The sequence below is a fragment of the Microbacterium sp. genome (assembly GCF_051860965.1).
Lineage (GTDB): Bacteria > Actinomycetota > Actinomycetes > Actinomycetales > Microbacteriaceae > Microbacterium.
The window spans coordinates 481,019-503,162 of sequence record NZ_JBIMKU010000001.1 but is presented as its reverse complement, the minus strand read 5'-3'; the positions used below and the strand labels follow the sequence as shown (position 1 = coordinate 503,162).

The 22,144-nt window shown below is 66.3% G+C and carries 22 protein-coding genes; 10 read left to right on the top strand and 12 right to left on the bottom strand.

The genetic code is table 11. The features are described 5' to 3' along the window. Window positions 1–84: 84 nt before the first annotated feature. From dnaB to ACTIFV_RS02330, 3 genes are all read left to right on the top strand, one after another. A complete protein-coding gene (gene dnaB, locus ACTIFV_RS02340; protein ID WP_439591146.1) occupies window positions 85–1,458 on the top strand; it encodes a replicative DNA helicase in 1,374 nt (457 codons plus the stop codon). Window positions 1,459–1,687: 229 nt separating this feature from the next. Next, window positions 1,688–2,731: a helix-turn-helix domain-containing protein gene (locus ACTIFV_RS02335; protein ID WP_171024262.1), complete on the top strand. Its 1,044-nt coding sequence runs from the start codon at window positions 1,688–1,690 to the stop codon at window positions 2,729–2,731. Next, the gene (locus ACTIFV_RS02330; protein WP_138174616.1) at window positions 2,728–3,873 is read left to right on the top strand and encodes a hypothetical protein; all 1,146 of its coding nucleotides are present in this window, start codon (window positions 2,728–2,730) and stop codon (window positions 3,871–3,873) included. The genes ACTIFV_RS02335 and ACTIFV_RS02330 overlap by 4 nt, the downstream gene beginning before the upstream one ends. Here ACTIFV_RS02330 and ACTIFV_RS02325 read toward each other — a convergent pair. The 3 genes from ACTIFV_RS02325 to ACTIFV_RS02315 all read right to left on the bottom strand — a co-directional run bounded on the left by ACTIFV_RS02325 (window position 3,824) and on the right by ACTIFV_RS02315 (window position 5,279). Beyond that, window positions 3,824–4,462 carry a hypothetical protein gene (locus tag ACTIFV_RS02325; protein ID WP_171024261.1) on the bottom strand — a complete coding sequence of 213 codons (639 nt, stop codon included), beginning with the start codon at window positions 4,460–4,462 and terminating at the stop codon, window positions 3,824–3,826. The genes ACTIFV_RS02330 and ACTIFV_RS02325 overlap by 50 nt on opposite strands. Then, window positions 4,452–4,778 (bottom strand): MarR family transcriptional regulator, encoded by a 327-nt coding sequence (locus tag ACTIFV_RS02320; RefSeq protein WP_138174612.1) that lies wholly within the window; start codon window positions 4,776–4,778, stop codon window positions 4,452–4,454. Before ACTIFV_RS02320 ends, ACTIFV_RS02325 begins: the two co-directional genes overlap by 11 nt. A gap of 177 nt (window positions 4,779–4,955) precedes the next feature. After that, window positions 4,956–5,279 carry a hypothetical protein gene (locus ACTIFV_RS02315; protein WP_138174610.1) on the bottom strand — a complete coding sequence of 108 codons (324 nt, stop codon included), beginning with the start codon at window positions 5,277–5,279 and terminating at the stop codon, window positions 4,956–4,958. A 290-nt stretch (window positions 5,280–5,569) separates the two neighbouring features. On the opposite strand from ACTIFV_RS02315, the gene ACTIFV_RS02310 reads away from it, so the two are divergent. From ACTIFV_RS02310 to ACTIFV_RS02285, 6 genes are all read left to right on the top strand, one after another. After that, window positions 5,570–6,283: a TnsA-like heteromeric transposase endonuclease subunit gene (locus tag ACTIFV_RS02310; protein ID WP_212743498.1), complete on the top strand. Its 714-nt coding sequence runs from the start codon at window positions 5,570–5,572 to the stop codon at window positions 6,281–6,283. After that, window positions 6,280–6,591 (top strand): hypothetical protein, encoded by a 312-nt coding sequence (locus ACTIFV_RS02305; protein WP_138174608.1) that lies wholly within the window; start codon window positions 6,280–6,282, stop codon window positions 6,589–6,591. Before ACTIFV_RS02310 ends, ACTIFV_RS02305 begins: the two co-directional genes overlap by 4 nt. A 75-nt stretch (window positions 6,592–6,666) precedes the next feature. Next, entirely contained in the window at window positions 6,667–8,787 is a 2,121-nt protein-coding gene (locus ACTIFV_RS02300) for an integrase (RefSeq protein ID WP_336647671.1), read from the top strand. Then, entirely contained in the window at window positions 8,784–9,941 is a 1,158-nt protein-coding gene (locus tag ACTIFV_RS02295) for an AAA family ATPase (protein ID WP_138174604.1), read from the top strand. Before ACTIFV_RS02300 ends, ACTIFV_RS02295 begins: the two co-directional genes overlap by 4 nt. After that, window positions 9,938–12,028 (top strand): TniQ family protein, encoded by a 2,091-nt coding sequence (locus ACTIFV_RS02290; protein WP_138174602.1) that lies wholly within the window; start codon window positions 9,938–9,940, stop codon window positions 12,026–12,028. The genes ACTIFV_RS02295 and ACTIFV_RS02290 overlap by 4 nt, the downstream gene beginning before the upstream one ends. Before the next feature lie 252 nt (window positions 12,029–12,280). After that, window positions 12,281–12,670: a hypothetical protein gene (locus ACTIFV_RS02285; RefSeq protein WP_175987719.1), complete on the top strand. Its 390-nt coding sequence runs from the start codon at window positions 12,281–12,283 to the stop codon at window positions 12,668–12,670. A 153-nt stretch (window positions 12,671–12,823) separates the two neighbouring features. Here the strand turns inward: ACTIFV_RS02285 and ACTIFV_RS02280 are convergent, their stop codons facing one another. From ACTIFV_RS02280 to ACTIFV_RS02265, 4 genes are all read right to left on the bottom strand, one after another. Next, window positions 12,824–13,459: a metallophosphoesterase gene (locus tag ACTIFV_RS02280; RefSeq protein WP_171024259.1), complete on the bottom strand. Its 636-nt coding sequence runs from the start codon at window positions 13,457–13,459 to the stop codon at window positions 12,824–12,826. Window positions 13,460–13,539: 80 nt separating this feature from the next. After that, window positions 13,540–14,001, bottom strand: a complete 462-nt coding sequence (locus ACTIFV_RS02275; protein WP_138174597.1) for a zinc ABC transporter ATPase — start codon at window positions 13,999–14,001, stop codon at window positions 13,540–13,542. A 128-nt stretch (window positions 14,002–14,129) separates the two neighbouring features. Beyond that, window positions 14,130–15,335 carry a Wadjet anti-phage system protein JetD domain-containing protein gene (locus ACTIFV_RS02270; RefSeq protein ID WP_138174595.1) on the bottom strand — a complete coding sequence of 402 codons (1,206 nt, stop codon included), beginning with the start codon at window positions 15,333–15,335 and terminating at the stop codon, window positions 14,130–14,132. Then, the gene (locus ACTIFV_RS02265) at window positions 15,332–15,721 is read right to left on the bottom strand and encodes an SbcC/MukB-like Walker B domain-containing protein (RefSeq protein WP_439591388.1); all 390 of its coding nucleotides are present in this window, start codon (window positions 15,719–15,721) and stop codon (window positions 15,332–15,334) included. Before ACTIFV_RS02265 ends, ACTIFV_RS02270 begins: the two co-directional genes overlap by 4 nt. Between ACTIFV_RS02265 and ACTIFV_RS02260 the strand changes: the two genes are divergently transcribed. Continuing rightward, window positions 15,686–15,916, top strand: a complete 231-nt coding sequence (locus ACTIFV_RS02260) for a hypothetical protein (protein WP_439591145.1) — start codon at window positions 15,686–15,688, stop codon at window positions 15,914–15,916. The two genes, ACTIFV_RS02265 and ACTIFV_RS02260, sit on opposite strands and share 36 nt — an antisense overlap. On the opposite strand, the gene ACTIFV_RS02255 is transcribed toward ACTIFV_RS02260, so the two are convergent. The 5 genes from ACTIFV_RS02255 to ACTIFV_RS02235 are packed head-to-tail and all read right to left on the bottom strand — an operon-like array spanning window position 15,917 to window position 22,106. Then, window positions 15,917–16,780 (bottom strand): IS3 family transposase, encoded by an 864-nt coding sequence (locus ACTIFV_RS02255; RefSeq protein ID WP_274647583.1) that lies wholly within the window; start codon window positions 16,778–16,780, stop codon window positions 15,917–15,919. It lies immediately after the preceding gene. Window positions 16,781–16,788: 8 nt separating this feature from the next. Then, window positions 16,789–17,073 carry a transposase gene (locus ACTIFV_RS02250; protein WP_055990899.1) on the bottom strand — a complete coding sequence of 95 codons (285 nt, stop codon included), beginning with the start codon at window positions 17,071–17,073 and terminating at the stop codon, window positions 16,789–16,791. A 31-nt stretch (window positions 17,074–17,104) separates the two neighbouring features. After that, window positions 17,105–20,008 (bottom strand): ATP-binding protein, encoded by a 2,904-nt coding sequence (locus ACTIFV_RS02245; RefSeq protein WP_439591144.1) that lies wholly within the window; start codon window positions 20,006–20,008, stop codon window positions 17,105–17,107. Beyond that, complete coding sequence (locus tag ACTIFV_RS02240) at window positions 20,008–20,673, bottom strand: DUF4194 domain-containing protein (RefSeq protein WP_138174591.1); 666 nt, start codon at window positions 20,671–20,673, stop codon at window positions 20,008–20,010. Before ACTIFV_RS02240 ends, ACTIFV_RS02245 begins: the two co-directional genes overlap by 1 nt. After that, entirely contained in the window at window positions 20,670–22,106 is a 1,437-nt protein-coding gene (locus ACTIFV_RS02235; protein ID WP_171024258.1) for a DUF3375 family protein, read from the bottom strand. The genes ACTIFV_RS02240 and ACTIFV_RS02235 overlap by 4 nt, the downstream gene beginning before the upstream one ends. Window positions 22,107–22,144 lie beyond the last annotated feature (38 nt).

Below are 22,144 nucleotides of genomic sequence, written 5' to 3'. Positions count from 1 at the left end.
CGTGTTGCGGGTGTCAGACCCCGTCCATAGCGTGGTCTCCGGCAGTCGGGGGGCTGCGCGCTGACGCGCAGAAAGGGAGTGTGCATGTCGATCGCGGACATTTCGGACGACCGTCTCGGTGGTCCCCGCGACAATCAGCGCACCCCGCCGCACGACTTCCTCGCGGAGCAGAGCACGCTCGGCGGCATGATGCTGTCGAAGGATGCCGTCGCCGACGTCATCGAGTCGCTGCGCGGCACCGACTTCTACGTGCCGAAGCACGAGTTGATCTTCGAAGCGATCCTGACGCTGTACTCGCACGGCGAGCCGACGGACGTCGTCGCCGTCACCGACGAGCTGATCAAGACCGGCGAGCTCCAGCGTGCGGGCGGTGCGGACTACCTGCACACCCTCACCTCGATCGTTCCGACCGCCGCGAACGCCGGCTACTACGCCTCGATCGTCAATGAGCGCGCACTTCTGCGCCGTCTCGTCGACGCCGGCACGCGCATCGTGCAGATGGGCTACTCGGGTCAGGGCGAGGCGCTCGACCTCGTCAACAGCGCGCAGGCCGAGATCTACTCGGTCACGGGCGCCGAGGCGGCGGAGGACTACGTGCCGCTCACGACCGCGGTCGACGCCGCCGTCGAAGAGATCGAGGCGGCTCGGGGTCGCGACGGTCAGATGACGGGCATCCCGACCGGCTTCTCGGGTCTCGATCAGCTGACCAACGGCATGCACCCCGGCCAGATGATCATCATCGCGGCGCGCCCCGCCATGGGTAAGTCGACGCTCGCGCTCGACTTCGCTCGTTCCGCGGCGATCAAGCACGACATGCCCACGATCTTCTTCTCGCTCGAGATGGGGCGCAGCGAGATCGCCATGCGCCTCATGAGCGCCGAGGGCTCGATCCCCCTGCAGGCCATGCGCAAGGGCACGCTCGACTCGCGCGACTGGACGACGATCGCCGCGACGCGCGGCCGCATCAACGACGCACCTCTCTATATCGACGACTCGCCCAACATGACCCTCGTCGAGATCCGGGCCAAGTGCCGTCGACTCAAGCAGCGCGTGGGTCTCAAGATGGTCGTCATCGACTACCTCCAGCTCATGACGTCGGGCAAGCGCGTCGAGTCGCGTCAGCAGGAGGTCTCGGAGTTCTCGCGCGCGCTCAAGCTGCTCGCGAAGGAGCTCGGCGTGCCGGTCGTGGCACTGTCGCAGCTGAACCGTGGTGCCGAGCAGCGCGCCGACAAGAAGCCCGCGTTGTCCGACCTCCGGGAGTCCGGCTCGATCGAGCAAGATGCCGACATGGTCGTGCTGCTGCACCGCGAGGCCGCCTACGAGCGCGACAGCCCCCGCGCCGGCGAAGCCGACCTGATCGTCGCGAAGCACCGCAACGGGCCGACCGACACCATCACGGTCGCCTTCCAGGGTCACTTCTCGCGCTTCACCGACATGGCGCCGGGCGACTTCGGGTAGTTGTAGGTTCCACGTGAAGATGGCCGTTTCTGTGTCAACTTGGCCCGCACTTGGCCATTCGGCCAAGTGCGGTGGATGGATTTGGCATCGACGTGATCGGGCGGCTCATCTCCGTCGACCCGGTCTGGCGTGGGGTCGCGGTCAGAGTGGGCTGTTCACATCCAACACGCGAGAATATTTCTGCACATGGATCGCGCGATTGTCGGAGGCGCTGACTAAGATGGGAGTCATGGCAGAGTTTGCTTCTGATCGCCGGACCGGCCGGGTGATGCTCGGCACGGTCCGAGTTGCGCGTGGGTGGACGCAGGGTGCGTTGTCCGAAGCCACGGGGATCTCGCAAGCGGTGCTGTCGAAGGCGGAATCCGGGCTGGTGGAGTTGGACCCCGACCGCCTGGAGAAGCTGAGCGGTGTGCTGCGTGTTCCACCGGTGCTGCTGACGGTCCCGGTGGATGAGGGAGCGGCGCCGTATGTGTTCCATCGCAAGCGCTCCACGTTGCCCCTGTCGGTGGCGAACCGGTTGCGGGCAGAACTGGAATTGCTGCACTTGCAAGTGACGGGGCTCGTCGCGGGAGACACGCCGGTGCGGCTGGTGCGGCACCCGCTTCCGCCCGATGGCTTCGATACTCCGGAGGAGATCGCGCAGGAGGTGCGTGCGTCGATCGGTATCGCGTCCGGTCCGCTGGAAGACCTCGTGCGCTCGCTGGAGGATGCCGGGGTTGTGGTGGTGAAGCGATCGTTGGGGTCGGAGCGGATCGATGCGATGGTGAGCTGGCCGGAAGGACAGCGACCAGTGGTGCTGCTGGGAGATCACATTCCGCCGGATCGGCAGCGGTTCTCGCTGGCGCATGAGCTTGCGCACGCGGTGATGCATCAGGTGCCGTCGGAGACGCAGGAGTCTGAGGCGGATCGGTTCGCGGCGGAGTTCTTGATGCCGGCGCAGGATGTGCGCATGGATCTGGCGGCGGCACCGGTGACGATCCCGGGCTTGGCACGGTTGAAGTCGAAGTGGCGGGTGTCGATCGCGGCGCTGCTGCGGCGTGCGGTGGATCTGGATGTGATCAGCGAGGGCCGTTACCGGCAGTTGAACATCGAGCTCTCCCGCGCCGGATATCGGAGCGTAGAGCCGGTAGCGATCGCCGAGGAACATCCTGGTCTGATCGACCGGGTGGTGCAGCAGCGGCTGAATGAGGGTGAGAGCGTCGCAGAGCTCGCGCGCGACGCGTTCCTGGTTCAGGACGAGTTCGAAGACCTTTACGTGAGGAGCGCAGCATGACCGATCGGGCCAACATCGAGGTGGTCGACAGCTCTCTGGTTTCGCGGACGACGCGTGAGTCGCTCGCCGGTGCCACGCTGGTCGAGCGCACTTTGGGCGGGCGAGTGTTCACGATGGCTGGCGGTGAGACGATGCAGACCGCCCCGCACGTGAACATGGAACACGGCGGCATGGTGTTGTCGGGGCCGACGGCTCTTCAGACCGCCTGGCGCCTGCGGGCGCGGCATCAGGATTTGGTTTTCCTTATCGAGCCGACTTCGGTGCTCGCTCCGGCGACGGCCGAGCGCCCGTTGATTATCGATGAACCGGTGGATGCGCTCATCGCGCCCACGGTGGAGGAGACTCTCCAGGCGCAGCGCGATGCAGGCGCGGCGGTCGCGGTGATCCCAGCGGGGTTTGTGGACGTCGCAGACCCGGGGGCGCTTAAGGCGGTCCTCGCGGCTGCGGACAATATCGACCGCGACGACGTGATCCTCCCGTTGGCCGTCCATCAGAAGTGGTCGACGCCGGATCACATCTCGCAGTTGATCGCGGTCGCCGCGCGGAGCCGTCATCCGGTGGCGTTGGCGCTGGGAGCGAAGGCGGGTGATCCTCTGAATCTCAAGGGGGCGCCGGAGTCGTATCGCCGGTTCTTCGGCGAGGTGAAGGGTGCGGTGCCGTGGCGGGCGGACTTCGCTGGCATCGATGCGTTCGCGTCCGGCGCTCGCGCGGCCGTGATCGGGCAGATCCCGAGCCTGCGGCGCCTGCCGGTGCCGGGCAGCCGACCGTACTCGAGTCGCCCTGGTGATCGCACGCCGCACGTGCTGATGCCGGAGCTGATGCGATTCGCCCGGTCCAGCGAGATGCACCTGAAGTGGTTCGCCAGCGCGACTCCGTGGCCGTGCCCGTGTCGCCACTGTGAGGGACGCGCGGTGGACTCGTTCACCGGCTCCGATGAGGATCGGCTCCGGGCTCACCTGCACAATCTGGCCGCGCTGGACGAGATCGCAGGTATCGTCACCTCGATGGGGACCTCTCAAGTGGCACGGTGGTGGAATCAGCGTCTGGCGGAGGCTGAAGCGGAGCATGTTCGGCTCGCCCAGCACACGGGTGTCATGATCTCGATGCCGCCGACACTTGCCCGGTGGCGGTCGCTGAGCTGAGCGCCTGGCCGTAGATGCGCTCAGCGAACAGCCAGGAGGCGCCAGTGAACCGGGCGGGCTGGAAGGGCGCCGACGCGGCGACGGTCCGCTCGCCGTTGGCGTCGGCCACCGTAACGCCGACACCGTAGAAGGTTGCTTCGAGCAACAATATCTCGTCGAGCCGTCCAGAGGGGACGACGAGTCGACGACGCCCGTAGGGGGCGAATGTCGTCGCCAACTGCAGGGTGCTGCGACGGAACGGGCCGAACACCGATATCAGCCGCACCGTCACGGGAGGCTCCGCTCTTCGGATGAGAGTGGACTGGCTGCGGGCGACGGCGCGCTCTTCGGCGAACCCGCAGCGGACGGCTCGCCGAGCCAGGCGCCGCTCGTACGCATCGAGGCCCGCGAGGGCGGTGGGCTGATCGACGGGGAGCGTCAGCAGGAACCGCAGAGTGTCCAGGTCTTGTACAGACCCCGCCGCGTTTGTGGCGCGGCGGCGCTGGATCTCCGGGAGGTGAAGCTCGAGGTCGACGTGGACGCGATGGGCACCGGTTTGCCAACTCACCCCGGACGTCCCGGCGACGGTCGTGGAGGGGCTAGCTGTCATAGGGGCCTCCGATGCCCAGGGTGTCAGTCACCTCGGACGTGAGTTGAGACGCCGCCTGCCATACGAGATGGTCGCGACGCTGGTAGGCGAGGGTGCGTTCTCCCTCGAGATGGCCCACGACCTCGATGAGGCCGGCGCGTTTGAGTCGTGCGAGCATGCCGTGCACGATGCTCCCGGCCAGGCCCGTGGCCCGTTCGATGGCGGGAGCGTTGAACGTTGCGTCCGGTGCCTGCGAGATCTGCCACATCACGGAAAGCATGTGCTCGCTGCCGAAGACCGCCTTCGACAGCTCGGCCGCGCGGGCAAGGGTTGGCACCTACCCAGTCTAGATCAAATTCAAGATTCATGAAACATGGAGAACGCACCAGTGTGTGCTCTGGACGCCGCACCTTGCGAATTCGGCAGCGGTGGCACGTGGTGGCGCGACGCACGTCGAACACGTCGCTCACCGGTCGTCGCGACCGAGCTGTGGGTCGATCCGGGGCGCCGTGGGTTAGCTGGCGGCTCGATGCTGCGGGATCTCGGGCGCAGCTTCGGCGTACTCGCGGGCGGCGCGCATGTAGGGGTTGTCGCGGACCTGGTACAGCGTGGTCTTCTCCCCGGGCACACGGCCCAGGTACTCGATGAAATGCCTGGACTTCAGCCTCTTGATGAGCGGGTGGATGATCCCGCCGGGCAGTCCGGTGGCGTCGATGATCTGCTTCGGGGAGAACGGTTCATCGCCGTGCCGGGTGATCTCGACCAGCACGGTGTGCATGTAGCTGTTCCCGAAGAGCGCTTTGGAGTCTTCGGGGGCAATCGGGTGGATCGCCGTCATGCTCCGAGTGTCTCATATGCGTCGGACGCCGCCGACTGGTCGGCGGAGGTTTGTTGTGTATCTGACAGGCGCAACATCGAGCTTGGTAGTGAATGTGACATTTACTAGTGATTAGCTGTTTAGTGATTTAGTACAAAGCTGCTCACTTCTTTCTGTGGCGTCGGTGAGTTCCGCTGCGCGGTCGCGGGGCAACAGCATGTGTTCATGCGCACGCACCGCTGTCAGGTTCCGACCGGGGACACGGGCGATGGTGAGCTGCGGGCCGGGGAGCCGGGTCGGGGATGATCGCGGTGGCGTCGACGATCCGGATCCGTATGATGCAGGATCACGTCGACGTCGTTTCGCTGCCGGATGCCCGGTTGGGGGTGTTCGCGGCGGCGGTGCCGTGGCGTGAGTTCCGCTGGTACCGCAAGCAGCGTCACTTCTCCGGCTCGTACTGGTCCGCGACGATGCAGGCGCCCGTGGGGTACGAGTCGCGGCTGGAGTACGCGAACCTGCTGCTGTGCGACTTCGACCCGCGAGTGGACTGGATCCTGTCCCAGCCGTTCCTGATGGAGGGCGACGATCACGGCACGACCCGCAGGCACATCCCGGACTATCTGATCTCGCACACAGACCGGTTGGTGTGCGTTGTCGATGTGAAGCCGGCGGCGAAGCTGCAGGTCCCGGCGGTGCGGGACTCGCTGGACTGGACGCGGCGGGAGGTCGAGGCGCATGGCTGGGAGTACCGGGTGTGCTCCGAGCCCGATCCGGTGCTGCTGGCGAATGTGCAGTTCCTCGCCGGGTACCGGCGCAGCTTCCAGTTCGATCCCGGGCAGGTCGATGCCGCGGCGACCGTGCTGGGAGCCGCTGTGACGTTCGGGGAAGCGGTGCGTGCCGTGACTCCGATCGCGGGAGAGCAGCGGTTCGCCCGTTCCCTCGTGCTGCACCTGCTGTGGACACAGCGTTTGCGCACGGACCTGTCCCACCTGTTGAGCACGACGAGCGTATTGGAGCTGACATGAGCGCACGAGACGACCTTCGACCTGGCACTCCCTCCCTGCTCTTCGAGGAGGCTGGCCCGGAGCGGTCGACGAGATCGGAGCGCGACCGCGAGGCCGACACGGCGCGAGCATGCGAGGCGCTGGGCATCCCCGTGGCCCTGCCGGTGCCCCCGCAGTCACCGAGAGCGGACAAGGAAGCGGCAGCCCAGCTGCTGCGCGCCGTTGAGGAGTACCTGCGGCAAGTGCTCGGTACGCGCGTCGTGCAGCCACCGGCGCGGCATCTTCGCGTGACGGCGGAGAGCGGCTCATCCCTCCGTGACACGGCCTGAGTCCCGGCACCCGATCCCCGACTACTCACTTTGAGAGGAAGCATGATGATGGATAGCTGGATGCTGCGACCTGGGATGGACTTCGTCTACGACGGGGAGGCGTGCACGGTCGCGGAGATCGCTGACGGGGCGGTGATCATCCGCGACCGCACGGGCCGGCACCGCCGACTCCGGATGGTCGACGTGCTGCGCCCCGCCGCCGAGGGCGGCAAGGCCCACATCCCTGGCCACACGCGGGAAAGGGATGCTACTCCGCTGGGGGTGCTGTGGGCGGACGCTACCGACTCCGCGAAGGCACGCACCATGGAGCGCGCCGACCACGTCCGCGAGGTGCTCACCGGATACAAGTCCGGCACTCCGCAGATCCCGCGGGAGGGTGAGCCGCGCCTGGAATACCACCCGCAGCACAGTCTGCGACAGCGGACTGCGGCGAAGGCGACCGAACTCGGGAAGGGCGAACGGACCGTGCGCCGCTGGGTGGCGCAGTACCGGGAGTCCGGGGAGGCGGGCCTGATGGACTACCGGTCCTCCCAAGCCGGAAACGCGCTGACCGGGTTCGACCCGCGGTGGATCGCTACCGCGCAGACGGTCCTGGATGAGCAGACCCCCGAAGCGAAGGTCTCCAAGAAGATCATCATCGACCGGATCAATGCACGCACCGAGCGCGTCCACGGCCCGGGGACAGTGAAGCGCCCCTCGCGCGCGAGCGCGTACAACGCGCTGGCTGAGCTGGATCGAGGCCGGGCCACATTCACCGGCCCCACCAAACGCAAACGGTCGACCGCGAACCGACCCTCCGCACCCTACGGGCGGTTGTCGGCGGTCCGGCCGGGCGAGTACGTGCTGATGGACACCACGCCGCTGAACGTGTTCGCCGTCGCCCCGGTGACCGGGAAATGGGTGTCAGCGGATCTCACGATCGCGATGGACCTGTACTCGCGGTGCATCCTCGGACTGCGGCTCACGCCGGGTTCGACGAAATCGATCGACGTCGCCGGCGTGCTGATGGAGGCGCTGCAACCGTTTGATACGCCCACGGATTGGGGCACGTCCGCTCGCTGGCCGTACCACGGTCTGCCCGACACGCTGCTGGTAGACCCGACCCGTACGAAGGTGTCCCGGTTCACCCGCGCCGGCATCCTGCCGGAGACGCTGGTCGTCGACCACGGCGCCGCCTACCTGTCGGAGCATCTCACCAGCGGGTGCGCCCGGTTGGGGATCTCGATCCAACCCGCCCGGATCTACCAGCCCACCGACAAGAGCCCCGTGGAACGATTCTTCCGCACCCTCGACGACCTGCTGCAAGAGCTGCCCGGCTACAAGGGCGCGGACGTCGCCGGACGCGGCGAGGACCCCGAAGCAGAGGCCGTCTACACGGTGCCGCAGCTGGAGCAGATCATCCGGGAATGGGTAGCCACCGTCTACCACCTTCGTCCCCACAGTTCGTTGGAGGATCCAAACCTGCCCGGGGTAAAGCTCAGCCCCGCGCAACGATACGAACAGGGCCTGGCTGTCGCGGGACAGCTGCGTCTGCCCACCGACCGGAACGTGCTGCTGGAGCTGCTGCCGGTGGTGAAGCGGCAGTTCAACCACTACGGGGTGGAGATCCACAAACTCCGCTACACCGGCGAGTCGGTCGCGAAGTACCGCAACCGGGCCCGGTCGATCCACCGCGACAAGGGTACGGAGTGGCCATTCTTCGTCAACCCCGACGACCTCACCAGAATCTACTTCCACGACCCCGAGGACCACACCTGGCACACCCTCGAATGGGAGCACAAGGGCAGCTTCGACACCCCGTTCAGCCTGGACGCGTTGGAGTACGCGAAGAAGATCGCAATCCGGCAGGGTCGCCCCTCCCAGGTTGACGACGTCGCCGCGCAGCTGCTGGAGGACTGGGGCGCCGGCCGTGGTCTGACGCCATCGGAGCGGCGGATGAGCGCCCGGATGGCCGCACAGCTGAACGACAAGGAACCGGACCCGGACGGGGTGTGGTCGCTACGCACCGTGCAACGGATGCTCGACGCGGAACTGACCGCCTCGTCTGATCTCGGAACCGAGCTCACCGGCTCCGTCCGCGACCCGCGCCGACGCGTCGACACGCCCGAGACCGGTGATGATGACGACGAGGACGACATCGACGAGCCCACCATCCGCGGCGACTACCACTTCGAACCGATGGAGATGCTCCGATGACCAGCCCGACGAGCGCCCCGCAGCAGCCGCCCCGCCAACGGAGCCTCTCCACCTACGAGGGCTGGACAGACTTCGCCGAACGGCCTCCCCGCGCTCGCCCTGAGGAGCTCTCGCGCGCCCAGCTGGAGTCGTTGCCTGCTCGCGATCGCGTCGTCTACGACTTGGAGCGGCGGGTGTGGCACGCGAACATCCTGCTGCGCACACGGCAGGTAGAGGACATCGAACTGCAGCTGGCGGACATCCTCGACTCCAACCTGCAGGACTCCGACCGGGTGAAGTCAGCCGCAGCGATCGACGCCCCGCCGGCGCTCGGGAAGTCGACCGTGGTGAACAACTTCGGCCGCGTGTTCCACCAGCAGCGGATCGCGGAGGCCGGGGGATGGCTGGACGCGGACAGGGACGTGCGGCACCTGCCGGTGTGTCATGTGACGCTGACGGGGCGGCTGACGATCAAGGGCCTGCACATGATGATCCTCGGCTTCTACGCCCACCCCGCCACCGCCGGCATCCTGCACCGCTCCATGGCCGGCCGGGACCTGGCCCGGGCGGCGGCGGAGTGCATCGAACGGCATGACACCCGGCTGGTGATCGTTGACGACCTGCACTTCTTGAACATGCGCACCCGCGACGGGGTCGAAGTCGCCAACCAGCTGAAGTGGCTCGCAAACGAATACAACGCGACGTTCTTGTTCGCCGGCGTCGCCCTCCGCGCCCGCGGCCTGGTGGGTGAAGGGGAGACCGGCCGGGAGGCGGCGATGGCGCAGACCTTCCGCCGATGGACCGTCCTCGGGCTCAGCCCCTTCACGCTTACCCACAAGAGGGGCAGGGAGGAGTGGGACCGGCTGCTATTCGGCGTCGAACAAGCTCTCGTCCTCACCGGTGCTCGCCCCGGGATGCTGGTCGACCTGTCCCGGTACCTGTTCGCCCGCACCACCGGCAACATCGGATCCCTCATGGACCTGATCCGTCGCGGCGCGTCCCGCGCGATCCGCACAGGGCGGGAGGTCATCGATCGGGAACTGCTCGACGACATCCGCATCGATGAGGGCGCGGAGACGGAGCGCCGCGAGCTTGAGGCGAAGCTGGATCAGCAGCTGCGAAACCACCAGGCACGCCGCCGCAAGAACCAGGACGGCGAGGCGGCCGCCGCATGACCACGACGTCGACGATTTCCTATGAGGTGCGGGTGCTGCCGTTTCGGGTGCGGCCGCTGCCTGATGAGCCGTTCGACTCTTGGCTGGAGAAGATGGCGGCCACCTATGGGGCGACGATGAACGAGATGGCCTGCGCGCTCGGCCTCATCGAGCAGCAGGAGGGTGTGGCGGTGTCGGCGACCGCGTGGATGGCGGACAGTTGGGCCACCGCGCTGACTGATGAGCAGGCGTCGCGGCTCGAGGCGTCGACGGGCATTCCGGCGGATCAGTTCCAGGAGATGACGAGAATGCGGTTCGCGCACCATGCGATCCGGTACACCCGGCGGGGGCGGATCAGTTCGCAATGCCCGGCGGCGGGGACCGCGGGACGCTACTGCCCGGAGTGCCTGGTCGATTCGGGTGGCCGGTGGCGGATGTCGTGGCAGTTCCCGTTCGGGTTCGCCTGTTTTCGCCACCGCCGCCTGCTCGTGGACCGGTGCCCCGTGTGTGATCGTCCTGCCCGGTACCGTGCCCACCCGCTCGCGCTTGTTCCCGTTCCTGGCCGGTGCCACAATCCCGTCCAAGGGCCGGGACGGGGCCCGCAAGCGAACCGGTGTCGGGCCGACCTCACGGCCGACCCGACCCGCACTCCAGTGTCGCGGGCGGTCCTGGATGCGCAGCGGGCGTTGATGCGGATCGTTTCCACCGGCGGGGCAGGGTTCGGGATCTATGCGGAGGCGCCGCAGCCGGCGGTCGCGGTGCTGGAAGACACTCGGTTGCTGTCCCGTACCGCCCGGCACGCGATTGCCGCCGGCGATCGCCTCGACATCAGTCCGCTTGGTGAGGAGCTCGTGGCGCTGTTTAGGGCGAGCGAGGATTGGACGACGGCAGTACGGGCACGACCGGATTCTGCCGTCGGGGCCGCCGTCGGCACCACCCTCGCCGTCACCGCACTGGCGAAGCCGGGCAGTGTCGCCGCGCTGCTGCAGGGGCGGCTGGCTCAGAGTTCGTCGTACACGGCGCACACGCCGCAACTGCAGACCCTGATCGCGGCCGCGCTGGGGCGTCGTCGCCGGCCGACGGTGTTCCTGCAGTCCGCACCACCGTCAGGGGTCAGCCCGGTCGAACGAGCGCGAAAGGTACCGGCACAGTTGTGGGGCGAGTGGATCACCCGGTACGCGCCGCAACGGGTCGGCAGTGAGGTGGTGGCGTCGGCGTTGGCGGCGGCGGTGGTGTTCACGGGCACGAGGCTCACACACTCCGCCGCTCTTGCATTGCTCGATCCGCAGGCGCCGGCCCGCCAGGTGACCCATGTGATGCGTGACCTCGGTCGCAGCTCTCATGACGTGGGCACCCTGCACGCGATCCTCCGGCTGGCCGCGTTCCTCGATACGCATGACGTGCCCGTTGACTACGCCCGACGTCGCGCCCTCGACTACAGCGGGATCCTCCTCGAATCCCAGTGGCAGGAGGTGTGCCGGGTGGCGGGGGTATCGGCTGGGGGTGGACGACGATGGCGTTTGGCCCGGGCGCTCCTGCACCGGACACTGTCGGGGAATCCGATCCATTCGATCCCGCCGGAGTGGGATCAGGCAGGGGTGACCGCGCCGGCCGTCGCCCGCTTCGCCGATGGACTGCCGTCAGCGGTGCGGACGGGACTCGACCAGCTCGCCGCGGACTTCCTTCTCGTCAACGGCATCGATGAGCCCGTCACATGGACACCCGAGCCTTCGGACGGTGTCCCGGACGCGCCTGCGGCGTGGGCGCGGAGCCGCCCAGCACGATCAACGGCCGCGGACGTGATGCCTCCCGATGTGTTAGCGCGGGCGTATGCGGCGGGGGCGTCGACGTACGAGATCGCCGCGGACGTGAACGTGTCCCGGCAGACCGTGGGCCGCATCCTCGCCGACACGGGCACCAAGTCGCGTCGCGGACGACCCCCCACCTTCACCCTCGATTCCGATTGGCTACGCGACCACTATGAGACGCAAGGGAGGACTATGGCACAGATCGCGCACCTTGCCGGATGCAGCGAGATGACCATCAACCGGCACCTGCACGCCGCCGGCATCACCGTCCGCCCCCGCGGGAAAGCAGGGACGTCATGACAACTGAGAAGCGAACCTCCCGTCGGCTGCAGCAAGCCGCCAGGGAACGCATGAAGGCGACCGGAGAGAAGTACACCACGGCACTGCAAGCACTCATCGATGCGGCGCCGTTGCCGAGCACATCCTCGCCGACCGCCCCACGCGAGACACTGACATCCTCCCCTGGCGAGGATCATCCTTCTGACGACGCCCGCGCCCCTGGCTGGGCTCGGCGGCGGTATATCTGGGATGACCGCTGAGGGGAGCTGCAGGGTGGTGTCGAACGACGGTGAAGTGTACGAGAAGCCGTGGTCGGCACCGCACCTCGTGCCGCTGTTCACTGAACTCACCGCTGATGAGACAGCGCCGGTGTGGGCGCGCCGCGCCGTGAGGTTCATCCACCGCCACACCCGCGAGCGTGGTCAGCCGCCGACCTTCCGTGAGGTGTTCGCGGAGCTCGCCGCCCACGACCCCGACGCCGCGGAGCGTCAGGAGGCGTGGTCTTCGGCGTCGGTGCGGTACCTGACGATGGTGCACTGGCGGCGTCGCGGATGGATCCGCTTCCGACGGGAACCGCGTACCCTCCGATCAGGTCCCGCGGCAGGCGAACTGTTTACACTCGGGCCCACGCGGTATACGCCGACGCGGAAGTCCCGCGCCTAGACAGTCCCCGGGGGCGAGTCGGGGTGGGCGGAGTCGAACGCGCCGAGGAGTTCTTCCAGCGCGACCCGTAGCTCGTTGTAGCCCATCGTGTAGAACAGCGCGTCGGAGTTTGAGGTTTCGCTGCCGTCGAGGTCGGTAATGGTCTGGCGGGCCTCACGGATTGCGATGTCGAGCCATGGTTCGGCGTCTGGGAGGCCGCGGATCCACGCGTCGATTTCGGTGAAGGGGACGGGCGTGTAGCCGTGGGCGTCGACGCCGACGTGGAACTGGTGCCCGTTCGGTCCGTGGTCGCGGGCGTGGGTGTAGGAGTGGGATCCCGTCGTCCCAGCGCGGTCGATGGGTGGTGTGCCGATCCGACTCCTGCGAGTCGCCCTTGTATGGGTAGTGAGAAGCGAGGATCCGATACCCGCGTCGGGTGCCTTCGATGACCTCCGGCAGAATCGTCCAACCGGCCGCTTCGTAGAGCGCCGCGAACCGTTCGATCGCCTTCTTCGACTGCGTCGCCGGTGACACCCGGTCGTGGTTTCCGGGGACCAGGAATCGGCGGCCGTGCAGTTGCGCGGTGATACCGATCGATTCCTCGATCGGGCCGAGCGCGACATCTCCGAGGTGGAGCACCACCTCTGTCGGACTGACCGTTTCGTTCCAGCGGCGGATGAGTTCAGCGTTCATCTCGTCGACCGTTGCGAACGGGCGATCCGCGAGTTCGCTGATCCGCGCGTGGCTGAAGTGGGTGTCCGCGGTGACGAAGTCGACCTGGTCGAAGTCGAACCGCGGATACAGGTTCACGACGACGCCCCTCTCGCAGGTGATCGGTGTCTCGCATGATCTGGTGTCTCTAGCGTGCCAGTAGGCGACGACAGGTATCGCTAGAGCTCGTCGAGATCGATCCCGAACTTCCGAGCGACATCGGCGAGCGGGACGTCCGGGCTGTCGGCGGGACGTTCCCGGGCGATGCGGGCGATCTCCTCCGCCTCGGCCGCGTCCTCCACCGCGGCGATCGCCGCCAGCTGCTCGACCAGCACCTCGACGGGCGTATCGTCGGCGGTCGCGCGGCGTCGGATCTCGGCGGCGGCGTGGCCGAGGGTGTACATCCGCTCCCACGGGTGGTCGCCGTGCCGGTCGATGGCGACAGTGTCGCGAGTGTAGCTGCGCTCGTCGCCGGGGACGAGCCAACTTTCGGTGCCGTCCGAGGTGCGGAAGAAGTCGACGTAGCAGTTCCCGCACGGCATCCGGTACACGCCTGGCTCGGTAGGTGCGGATTCGCTGCTCCGCGCGATCATGTCGCGGATGATCTGTTCCCAGTCGGTGTGGTCGTCTGTGTGCGGCACGGTGGTTCCCCTTCCAGCAGAACAGAGCAGTCTGTCATGCCGATGACGCGGTGTCCACGGCATCGGGGATCAGAGCCCGTCCACGTCGGGGTGTCCTCGAGGTGGTCTGGGATGGTGCCACACGAGCGCTAATCGAGGACAGCGGCCTGGTCGATCGCCAGGTTGATGGTGGTTTGCGCTGTGTGCCATGGAATGCGTTCTTGTTCGAGGCGGAGCGGCGGCTGTCCAGCGTCGAGATATTCCAGCGCGGCACGTTCATCTTGCGTGAGGACTGGTTCGGGTGGGTCTACGCGACCGCTCGGGTCGGCGTTCGCGAGTGGTTCGAACTCCCGGACAGTGTCGGCGTGCATGAGTAGGGAGGCGATCTCGGGCACCCTAGCCCGGGCACGCGACAGCAGTGTGATCCCGGCTCGATCGAGGTCTCCCCAGTACCAGGTGCGTGCGGACCGCAGCCATGGGAGCGCGTCGAGCACGTCGAGAAAGTTGCCAAGCGAATGAATCACTACAAGCCCTGCTCGGTCCTCTATTGGCGTCGCGGCCTCCTTGTTCTCGATGATCAGGACGTCATCGGGGGTGAGGGGGAGGCCGGCGACTTCTTCGACGGGTGCTCGGAGTTGGCGGATGCCGCCCACGAGTCGGCGGTCGGCGGGGTCGGCGAGGATGACGTCGACGTGGTTCGGCAGTCGCCGCAGTCCGAGTAGATCGAGGTCGTTGATGTCGAGTTCAGGGTCGACGGCTTCTGCGCCAAGATCAGCCACCCGGTTGGGGATGTCGGTTCGAAGCAGGCAGATGACGATCGCCTTGTGCCGTCCCAGCCACTTGGTGTGGAGACCTGTGACAGGGACTTGGCGGGCGGTGAGCCCGGATGCGGGGTTGTTGCGGAACCATTCCACGACGCGCAGGAGCAGTTCGAAGTCGTAATCGTCGAGGTCGACAATGCGGGGCAGGATCGGCCGCAGCTGGTCGGTGGAGACGTCGAGGTCTGCCAGTTGGGGGTAGCGGGAAATCGCGGTCTGCCAGTGGTTAGCGGTCGCGGGGTCGAGTCCAGCGAGCGCTGTTGGCCCAGGGATGTCGATGTGTGTGTAGACGACCTGAGCGCCAGCGGCCGTGCGGACGGTCGCGGTTCGCAGGCTGGTAGCGGGGTGCAGGTCGTGCCAGGCACGCCACGCATGTAGCCACGTCCGGACGGCCTCTTCTTGTGCGGGGATGGTTGACGCGGTGGGTGGCTGGAGGGGGAAGGTGATCTGTTCAGGGGAGGATTGTGTGAGCCAGGCGCGCCAGGACGACTTGTAGCGGGTGGTGATAAGACGTTCAACGTCTGCGGGGCTCCTCACGCGGCTTCCTCGATACTGAGCGCTTCGCTGATCGTCATCTCGAAGATGCGCACGCCCTGCGGGTTGGCTGGGTCGGAGTTGATGTATGCGACGGTTTCCACGTGGGACTCGAACGCCGTTGCCTTCTCACGCGGCGCGCCGATGATGAGCTGGAACCCGAGCGCGGACAAGGCGGCGAGGGCCCGTCCGGTGTAGTCGCTATCGGCTTTGACAAATCCTTCATCGAGCACGATCGACGCGTAGGTGGGAGGGGCGTCCGTTCCTTCGCCCAGCCGATATCTCAGGGCTGCGCCGAGGATGAATGCGATGAGTTCCTGCCCCTCCCCGCCGCTCATCCCGGAGACACCGTCGTGCACGATTTCGACGCCGTCGGCTCTCTTCTCGATTGCCTTGAACTCGACGTGTTCGCGCGCGTCGAATACGCGGCGACGCCAGCTCTCGCCGGTTCGGGTGAGGTCGTCGAGGAGGGCCAGTTTGCGGCGCAGCCGGTTGAAGTCGCGTTCGATCTTCTCCGCGTCGCGTTCGATGGATTGGTGGAGGGGGAGCCTGACCCGGTTTCCCGGACGGTTTCTCTTTGTTGATCATGCCGCGGTTGCGGCGGGGATGTGAAGTCGTTCGAACTCCACGGGGCTGAGGTTGCCGAGCGCGGTGTGCCGGCGGGTGGGGTTGTAGAACGCTTCGATCCACTCGAACATCGCGGACGCGAGCTGCGTCTTCGAGGTCCAGTTGGTGCGGTCGAGGAGCTCGCGTTGCATCGTTGACCAGAAGCTCTCGATGAGCGCGTTATCGACGCTGGAAGCGACTCTGCCCATCGATCCGAGCAGTCCGGCTTGCCGGAGCCGGTGGCCGAAGAGCCATGAGGTGTATTGCGCTCCTCGGTCCGCGTGAACCACGGCCCCGGGCTCGGGTCGGCGTCGCCAGCGGGCCATCTCGAGCGCGTCGACGACGATCTCCGCAGTGATCCGGTCGCTAATCGACCAGCCCACGATCCGCCGCGAGTACGCGTCGATCACAGCGGCGCAGTAGACCCAGCCGTCTCTCGCGCGGTGCTGCGTGATGTCGCAGAACCACAGCCGGTTCGGCGCGTCCGCCCGGAACTGCCGCTTCACGAGATCCTCGTGGGTTGCGGTGGCAGGCTTCCACCCGCGTCGCTTGCGGCGATGCGAGACGCCCACGAGCCCGTCGATCCGCATCAACCGAGCGACACGTTTGCGTCCAACGTGAACGCCGAGACCGAGGCGCAGCTCCGCGAGCACCCGCGGTGCCCCGTAGGTCTCACGGGAATCGGCGTGGATCCGTCGGATCGTGGTCGTCAGCTCCGCATCCGAGACCGCACGCCGCGATGGTGGCCGGCCGAGCCACTCGTAGAAGCCGGACTTTGAGACGTTCAGGAACCGGCAGGCCACCGCGACGGGAATACCGTCGGCGGCGAGCTCCTGGACCAGCCGGAACCCTATTTTGGGAGCACGTTCTCCCTGGCGAAGTAAGCGCTGGCGCGCTTGAGGATCTCGATCTCCATCTCCAGCACCCGGTTCCGGCGGCGCAACTCGACGAGCTCCTTGTGCTCATCGGTCGTGACACCGGCCTTGCGGCCGGAGTCGACCGCGTCACGGTTCATCCAGTTCCGCAAACACGACTCACTGATCCCAAGATCACGCGCAGTCTGACCGACAGGGTTTCCCTGGGCGACAAGATCCAGGGCTCGACGCCGGAACTCCGGCGGGTGTGCAGCAGGCATCTCACGGACTCCTTCCGAGACGATCATCGCCTCAACTCAGGTGTCCGGGAAACCGGGTCAGGCTCCGGGTGTTGCTGGTGTACTCCGAGATCGTGGAGCGGAACTCGTTGAGCTCACCGCTGGGTTTGTCGGAGACGTCGATCGTGAGGGTGGAGTCGACGCGGAACGCCACACGCTCGAGAACCCTATCGATGGGGGCGAGGCCTCGGACGATTGAGCGGCGATCGTCATCGATCTGGACGAGAAGTCCTCGCAGCTGTGTGTTCATGTCCTGGTCGACCTGCTCGAGCCAGCGTTGCTTGGTGCGGGGGAGGTCATCGGTGAGCAGCTGGTCGTGAATGGAGAGCAGCGCCGGCAGGCTGTCGATGCTCTCGTCGATTTCCCTCTGGTTTCGATCCTCCAGGCCGCGGAATGCACGGATGGTGGCGAGGACAGCGGTCTCGAGTGCTTCGCGTTCCTTCCTGAGTGAGACGAGCTGGTTCTGCAGATCCGTGGCCGCTTGCCCGTAGCTGGCTTCGATTGCCGCACGGAGCGCGCGACCCGTCGCCGTCGTGACATCGACGGGAGGTGCGAGGAATCCGAGTGTGCCGGTGGCCTCGCGTTCGTCGGCGTCCAACACGGCGGAGTCGTCGATGAGAAGAGATGACTCGTCTTCCAGGTCGACCAGCACTCCCCACGCTGCGTTCAGAGTCGTGAGCTTCGTCTCGATCTCGCGTGCGTGCAGCTCCGACTCGGTCATTTCTGTTCGCGCGTCGTCCAGTTGCTTCTGGAGTTCGGTGACTTCGGGGGTGTTGGCCTCGGCGATCTCCTCTTGGAGCTGTCGCACCTGGTCGGCTGCAGGTGCCGTATCGATGGATGACCAGTCGAGTTCTTCGAGGAGTGTCGTGAGGCGCTGTGCCCGATCGCGTGCGTCGTCGCGTGTGGCTTGAGCGGTGTTGGACGCGGCGTCAGCGGGTGCCAGTTCCGCGGTAAGCGACGCGAGGTTCTGCTCAAGGTCGCGGCGTAGATCGGCGGTGTCCCAGCCGATGAACGAGTACCTCTGTACCGAGTCGTCCTTCGCGAACCGTCCGAATGCTGCGGTGCGCATCCCTGCGCGGGTGACGGCGCCGTTGAGGTGTGACGCACGTTTGGTGTCCAGATCCGAGTCGCGTTCCACGAGCTGGTAGGAGAATCGGTCGACGAGCTCGTTGAGTACCCACGGGGCGAACGGTGAGTCCGCCAGTTCGACAATCGCCGGTACGGTGCCGGGTACCGGCTCGCGCTGAGAGCCCTGTTCGCGAACGGGAACGAGCGACACGTGCATCCGGGTGTCATGCTCATTGATGAATCGCCGAACGGTGATGAAGTGTTCCTGATCGACGACGAGATCCTTGGCGACGCCGCGCAGAACACTGAAGACGGCAGCCTCCCATGATTGGTGCTCGGCCTTGATCTGGATGAGTTCACCGAAGAAATGCAGCCGGTCCAGCGGCACGTTGGTAGCTGCGGCGATGTCGGCGCGCAGCTGAGCCGCCTCGGGAGAGATGTTGGATCGTCGGGAGCTGAGTTGATGCAGCTCGTGTGCGACCGACTTCCGTTGTCCGGCGATCATGCCCGCGCGGAGCACCGCAGCCTTGGCCTCGGCGTCAAGAGCGATCTGTTGGGTCTCCAGTTGGGTGCGCATATCGCTGAGGTCGTCCTGCAGAAGCAACAGATCACCCTGCGAGGCGGGCAGGGTGCGGTCGAACTCAGATAGGCGACGGGAGACGGCTGCGCGGTGAATGCCGATCCGGTCCAGGTTGTGCTGGGCGGTGTCGAGTTGGACCTTGAGGAGGGGTGCTTTGTCTCCGCCGGCCGAGGTGAGGCTGAGCAGGAGGTTGTCGAACGTTGTCTTCGCGTGTGTCCTTCGCGTGTTCGCTGCCTGCAGATCTTCGTTGGTCTCTGCCGTCGTCAGGCGATTGTCATCGATCCGTGCGCGCAACCAGTCGAGGAGCTTGTGGGCGTGCCAGATCCGTAGGCGCGCGGGGGTCCCTTCGGCCCGCTCCAAGAGGAGTGAAGTCTTGCGTGTGTGGTCTTTGCCCGCGTGCTGGTACTTCTCGGCGAGCTGAGGGAGGCGGGTGAGGGTCTCCAGCTGGCGTCGGGTGGCTTCGTACTCGTCATACAGACGTGACGCCTCTCGGTACGCCTCGAGCGCGGTTCCCCACCGGTCGAGCGCGAGCGGCTCGGTGAGCACAAACTCCTTGAACAGCGCGTTGATGTTGAAAATGCCTTTGGAGGCCTGGGCGCGGCGCAGCAGGTGCATGGCAAGGCGCTGGGATTCGTCGGACTTGCCCATCTCCATCACGGAGCGCATCTTCGCGTGGATCTTGCTCTGTGAGGAATCGACGAGATCACCGCGGCTGGTGTCGATCAGGCCGCTGAGCGTCGTCTTGGTCAGGGGCGATGAGCCGGAGCGGACACCGGTGAGCCCGTTCAGGCGGTCCAGGTCGAAGTCGCCGGAGACGAACCCGTAGATCGTATTCGCGTTGATCGCGTCGGCGCCGGTGGTGTCGCTGGCAACCCATGCGAGTCGAAACACCGTGACCCGTCGGCCATCGTCATGAGCCCACGTGATCGCAGCGCCGCTGGCGAACCCGTTTGTGCCGGGTGGACGCACGTAGGTGGTTGTGCCGGAGCGTCGGTTCTCGTCACGCCGCCGGTCAGTGAGCCCACGCGCGTACGTGTATACGGTGCGCTCGCGCTTCTGGCCTTTGTCGTCGCGTGCGGCCTGGTTGAACTCTTGCGGGTTGGGAAGGATGACCGAGGCCATCGCATCGAGCAGGGTGGACTTGCCGCGTCCGGACGGTCCGAGGATCGCGGTGCCGGCACGTTCGACATGCATGACCTGTAGGTCGGAGTATCCGCCCCAGTTCAGGACCTGGACCTTCTCGATGCGGAACTGCCCATTGATTAGCATCAGGACTCCTCGTCAAGGAGCTGGGCTGAGTTTTCGGTGCCATTCCCGTCATTTGCGGTGGCGCCTGCCCCGAGCCGGTATGCCGCTTCCAGCCGCGTCAGTTCATCGACACCGACAAGAGGTACCACGACTGGCGAGATCGTGTAGAGGTAGTCGGCGTCAGGGTCCTGGTTGAGCAGCCGCAGATCCTGCAGCTGCCGGATGGCGGCGGTGACGCGACGATCGAACTTCGCCTGGTCGCCGTCGTCATCCTGGCGGTAGGCGCTAAGGAACTCGTCGATCTGAGCCCGGGTGACCACGACGAGCTCGTCCTGGGGGTCGGCGTGGGCGCACTCCTGGCAGAGAAAGATGAGCAGGAACGAGGCGTCGCGACTGAGCGGGCGATCTTTGCGGAGGATGCGGGGAGTGTCCTCCTCCATGATCTGCCGTTTGAATGCGACGCCGTGGTCGTGGTCGATCTCCAGTGTCAGGTAGAGATCTGCGAGGCGGCCGCGGATCTCTTCTTCATACCCACGCAGGATGTCCCACACGGCGCGATTCCTCGTCCGGGTGATGAACCGGTTCGTGAGAAGCACGACGAGCGCGCGGCGGGCACCGTCAGGGAAATCCTCGGGGGCGTCAGGCGCTAGCTCTCCTGTATCGGTGGTGCCGTGTCCGTCGCTCATTCGTGCTCACCGATCATGATGGGTGTGTCGAAGCGTAGATGGGGGAGCGCGACGTGGAGTGCACGTTCCTGCGCGGGCTGGAGTGCGACGCGATCTCTGATGTGGTCTGATACCTGGCCGTAGGTGATGGCTAGATCAAGGAGGGAGACGAGTGCTCCCAGCCGTCGGAAGTCTGGCGGCGTCGCGTCGAAGACTTCGCTGCCGGTCACCGCACCGCGCTCACGGATCAGCCGGTTCACGGTCCGGGCGACGACTCTCGGGCTCGTCCCAGCCGCCAGCCGCAACGCCTCACGATCCGCAGTCGGGAGGTCTGCGTGCGGCGAGATCGCGCGGACCTGAACCTCTTGAGGTCCCCGGTCGATCCAAAACTGGGTCTGGGAGATGTCGGTGGTGTCGATCGTTCCGATGCCGAGCACGTCGCTGTCGATCACCGCGGGGCCGGGGTGCCGTTCGACCCATTCGGCGCCGGCGCTGAGCGCCCGGTCAGCGAGGGCGAGGAGGCGCCGGTGCTTCTCGTGTGTGCTCCTGGTGAGGAAGCGCCGCAGTGACGAGGTCCATTTGACGTAGCTCTGCTGTACGCGAAGTTGCGCGGCGAGCAGGGTCGAGAACATCGTCTCGAGCTGCGCCCGCTCGGTCACAGTCATGTGCTCGCGGGCGAACTCCTGGGAGAGGATCTGATCGATGTCGTCCGGGATGGATTGGGCCTGCTTGGACGTCAACAGCCTCGAAAACCCTTGGTAGGAGCGGCCCTCGGGGGTGTCGCCGAGGAGGTCGTGCTCGTGGAGGTAGTCCTCGACGAGCTCTGCTTTGGTAGGACCGTCGGCCATCGCTCGTCGGGCGACTCGCTGGTGACGGTCCTCGACAAGGGTGCGCAGTTGCCGGAAGTCCGCAGGCAGCGTGCGGGTCATCGCCAAGATCTCACGCAGCTGCTGTTGCTGCTCCTCCACGGTAGACAGCCGGGTCCGACCAGACTTGATGTCGTCCCGCTGCTTCTTGAGCCGGGAGATCTCCCGATCGATCCGACGAACCTGCACGCGCCGGTCGGGGTTGGTCATATCCGCGAGCGTGTGGACGGCATGCGCGATGCTCTCTAACCGAGCCGTGGTGACAGTGGTTTCACCGTCGACGATCTCACGGACGAACTGCAGGGCTCGCAGCGAGTAGGCGGAGAGCCGGTATCGCAGGCGGCCAGCGTCCATCTCCGTTTCCAGCCACCGGTCCTCGACCCACTTTTTACAGTGCTCGGCGGGAGTACGATCTCCCGTCATGCTCGGCAAGGCGTCGATGGTCTCAGCGACCCGCTCATGGAACCACTCCGCGGAGACGGAACCATCGATGGTCCCCAGGTGGGTGGCGAACAGCGGCAGGACCCAGTCGCGACTGTATGCGCCGAGAAGACGAAGAGTCGGGTTGGTGTCGACGGCTTCAGCCAACTGCTGTGGTGTTGCTGTCAACGGGTCCCCCCTGCCGG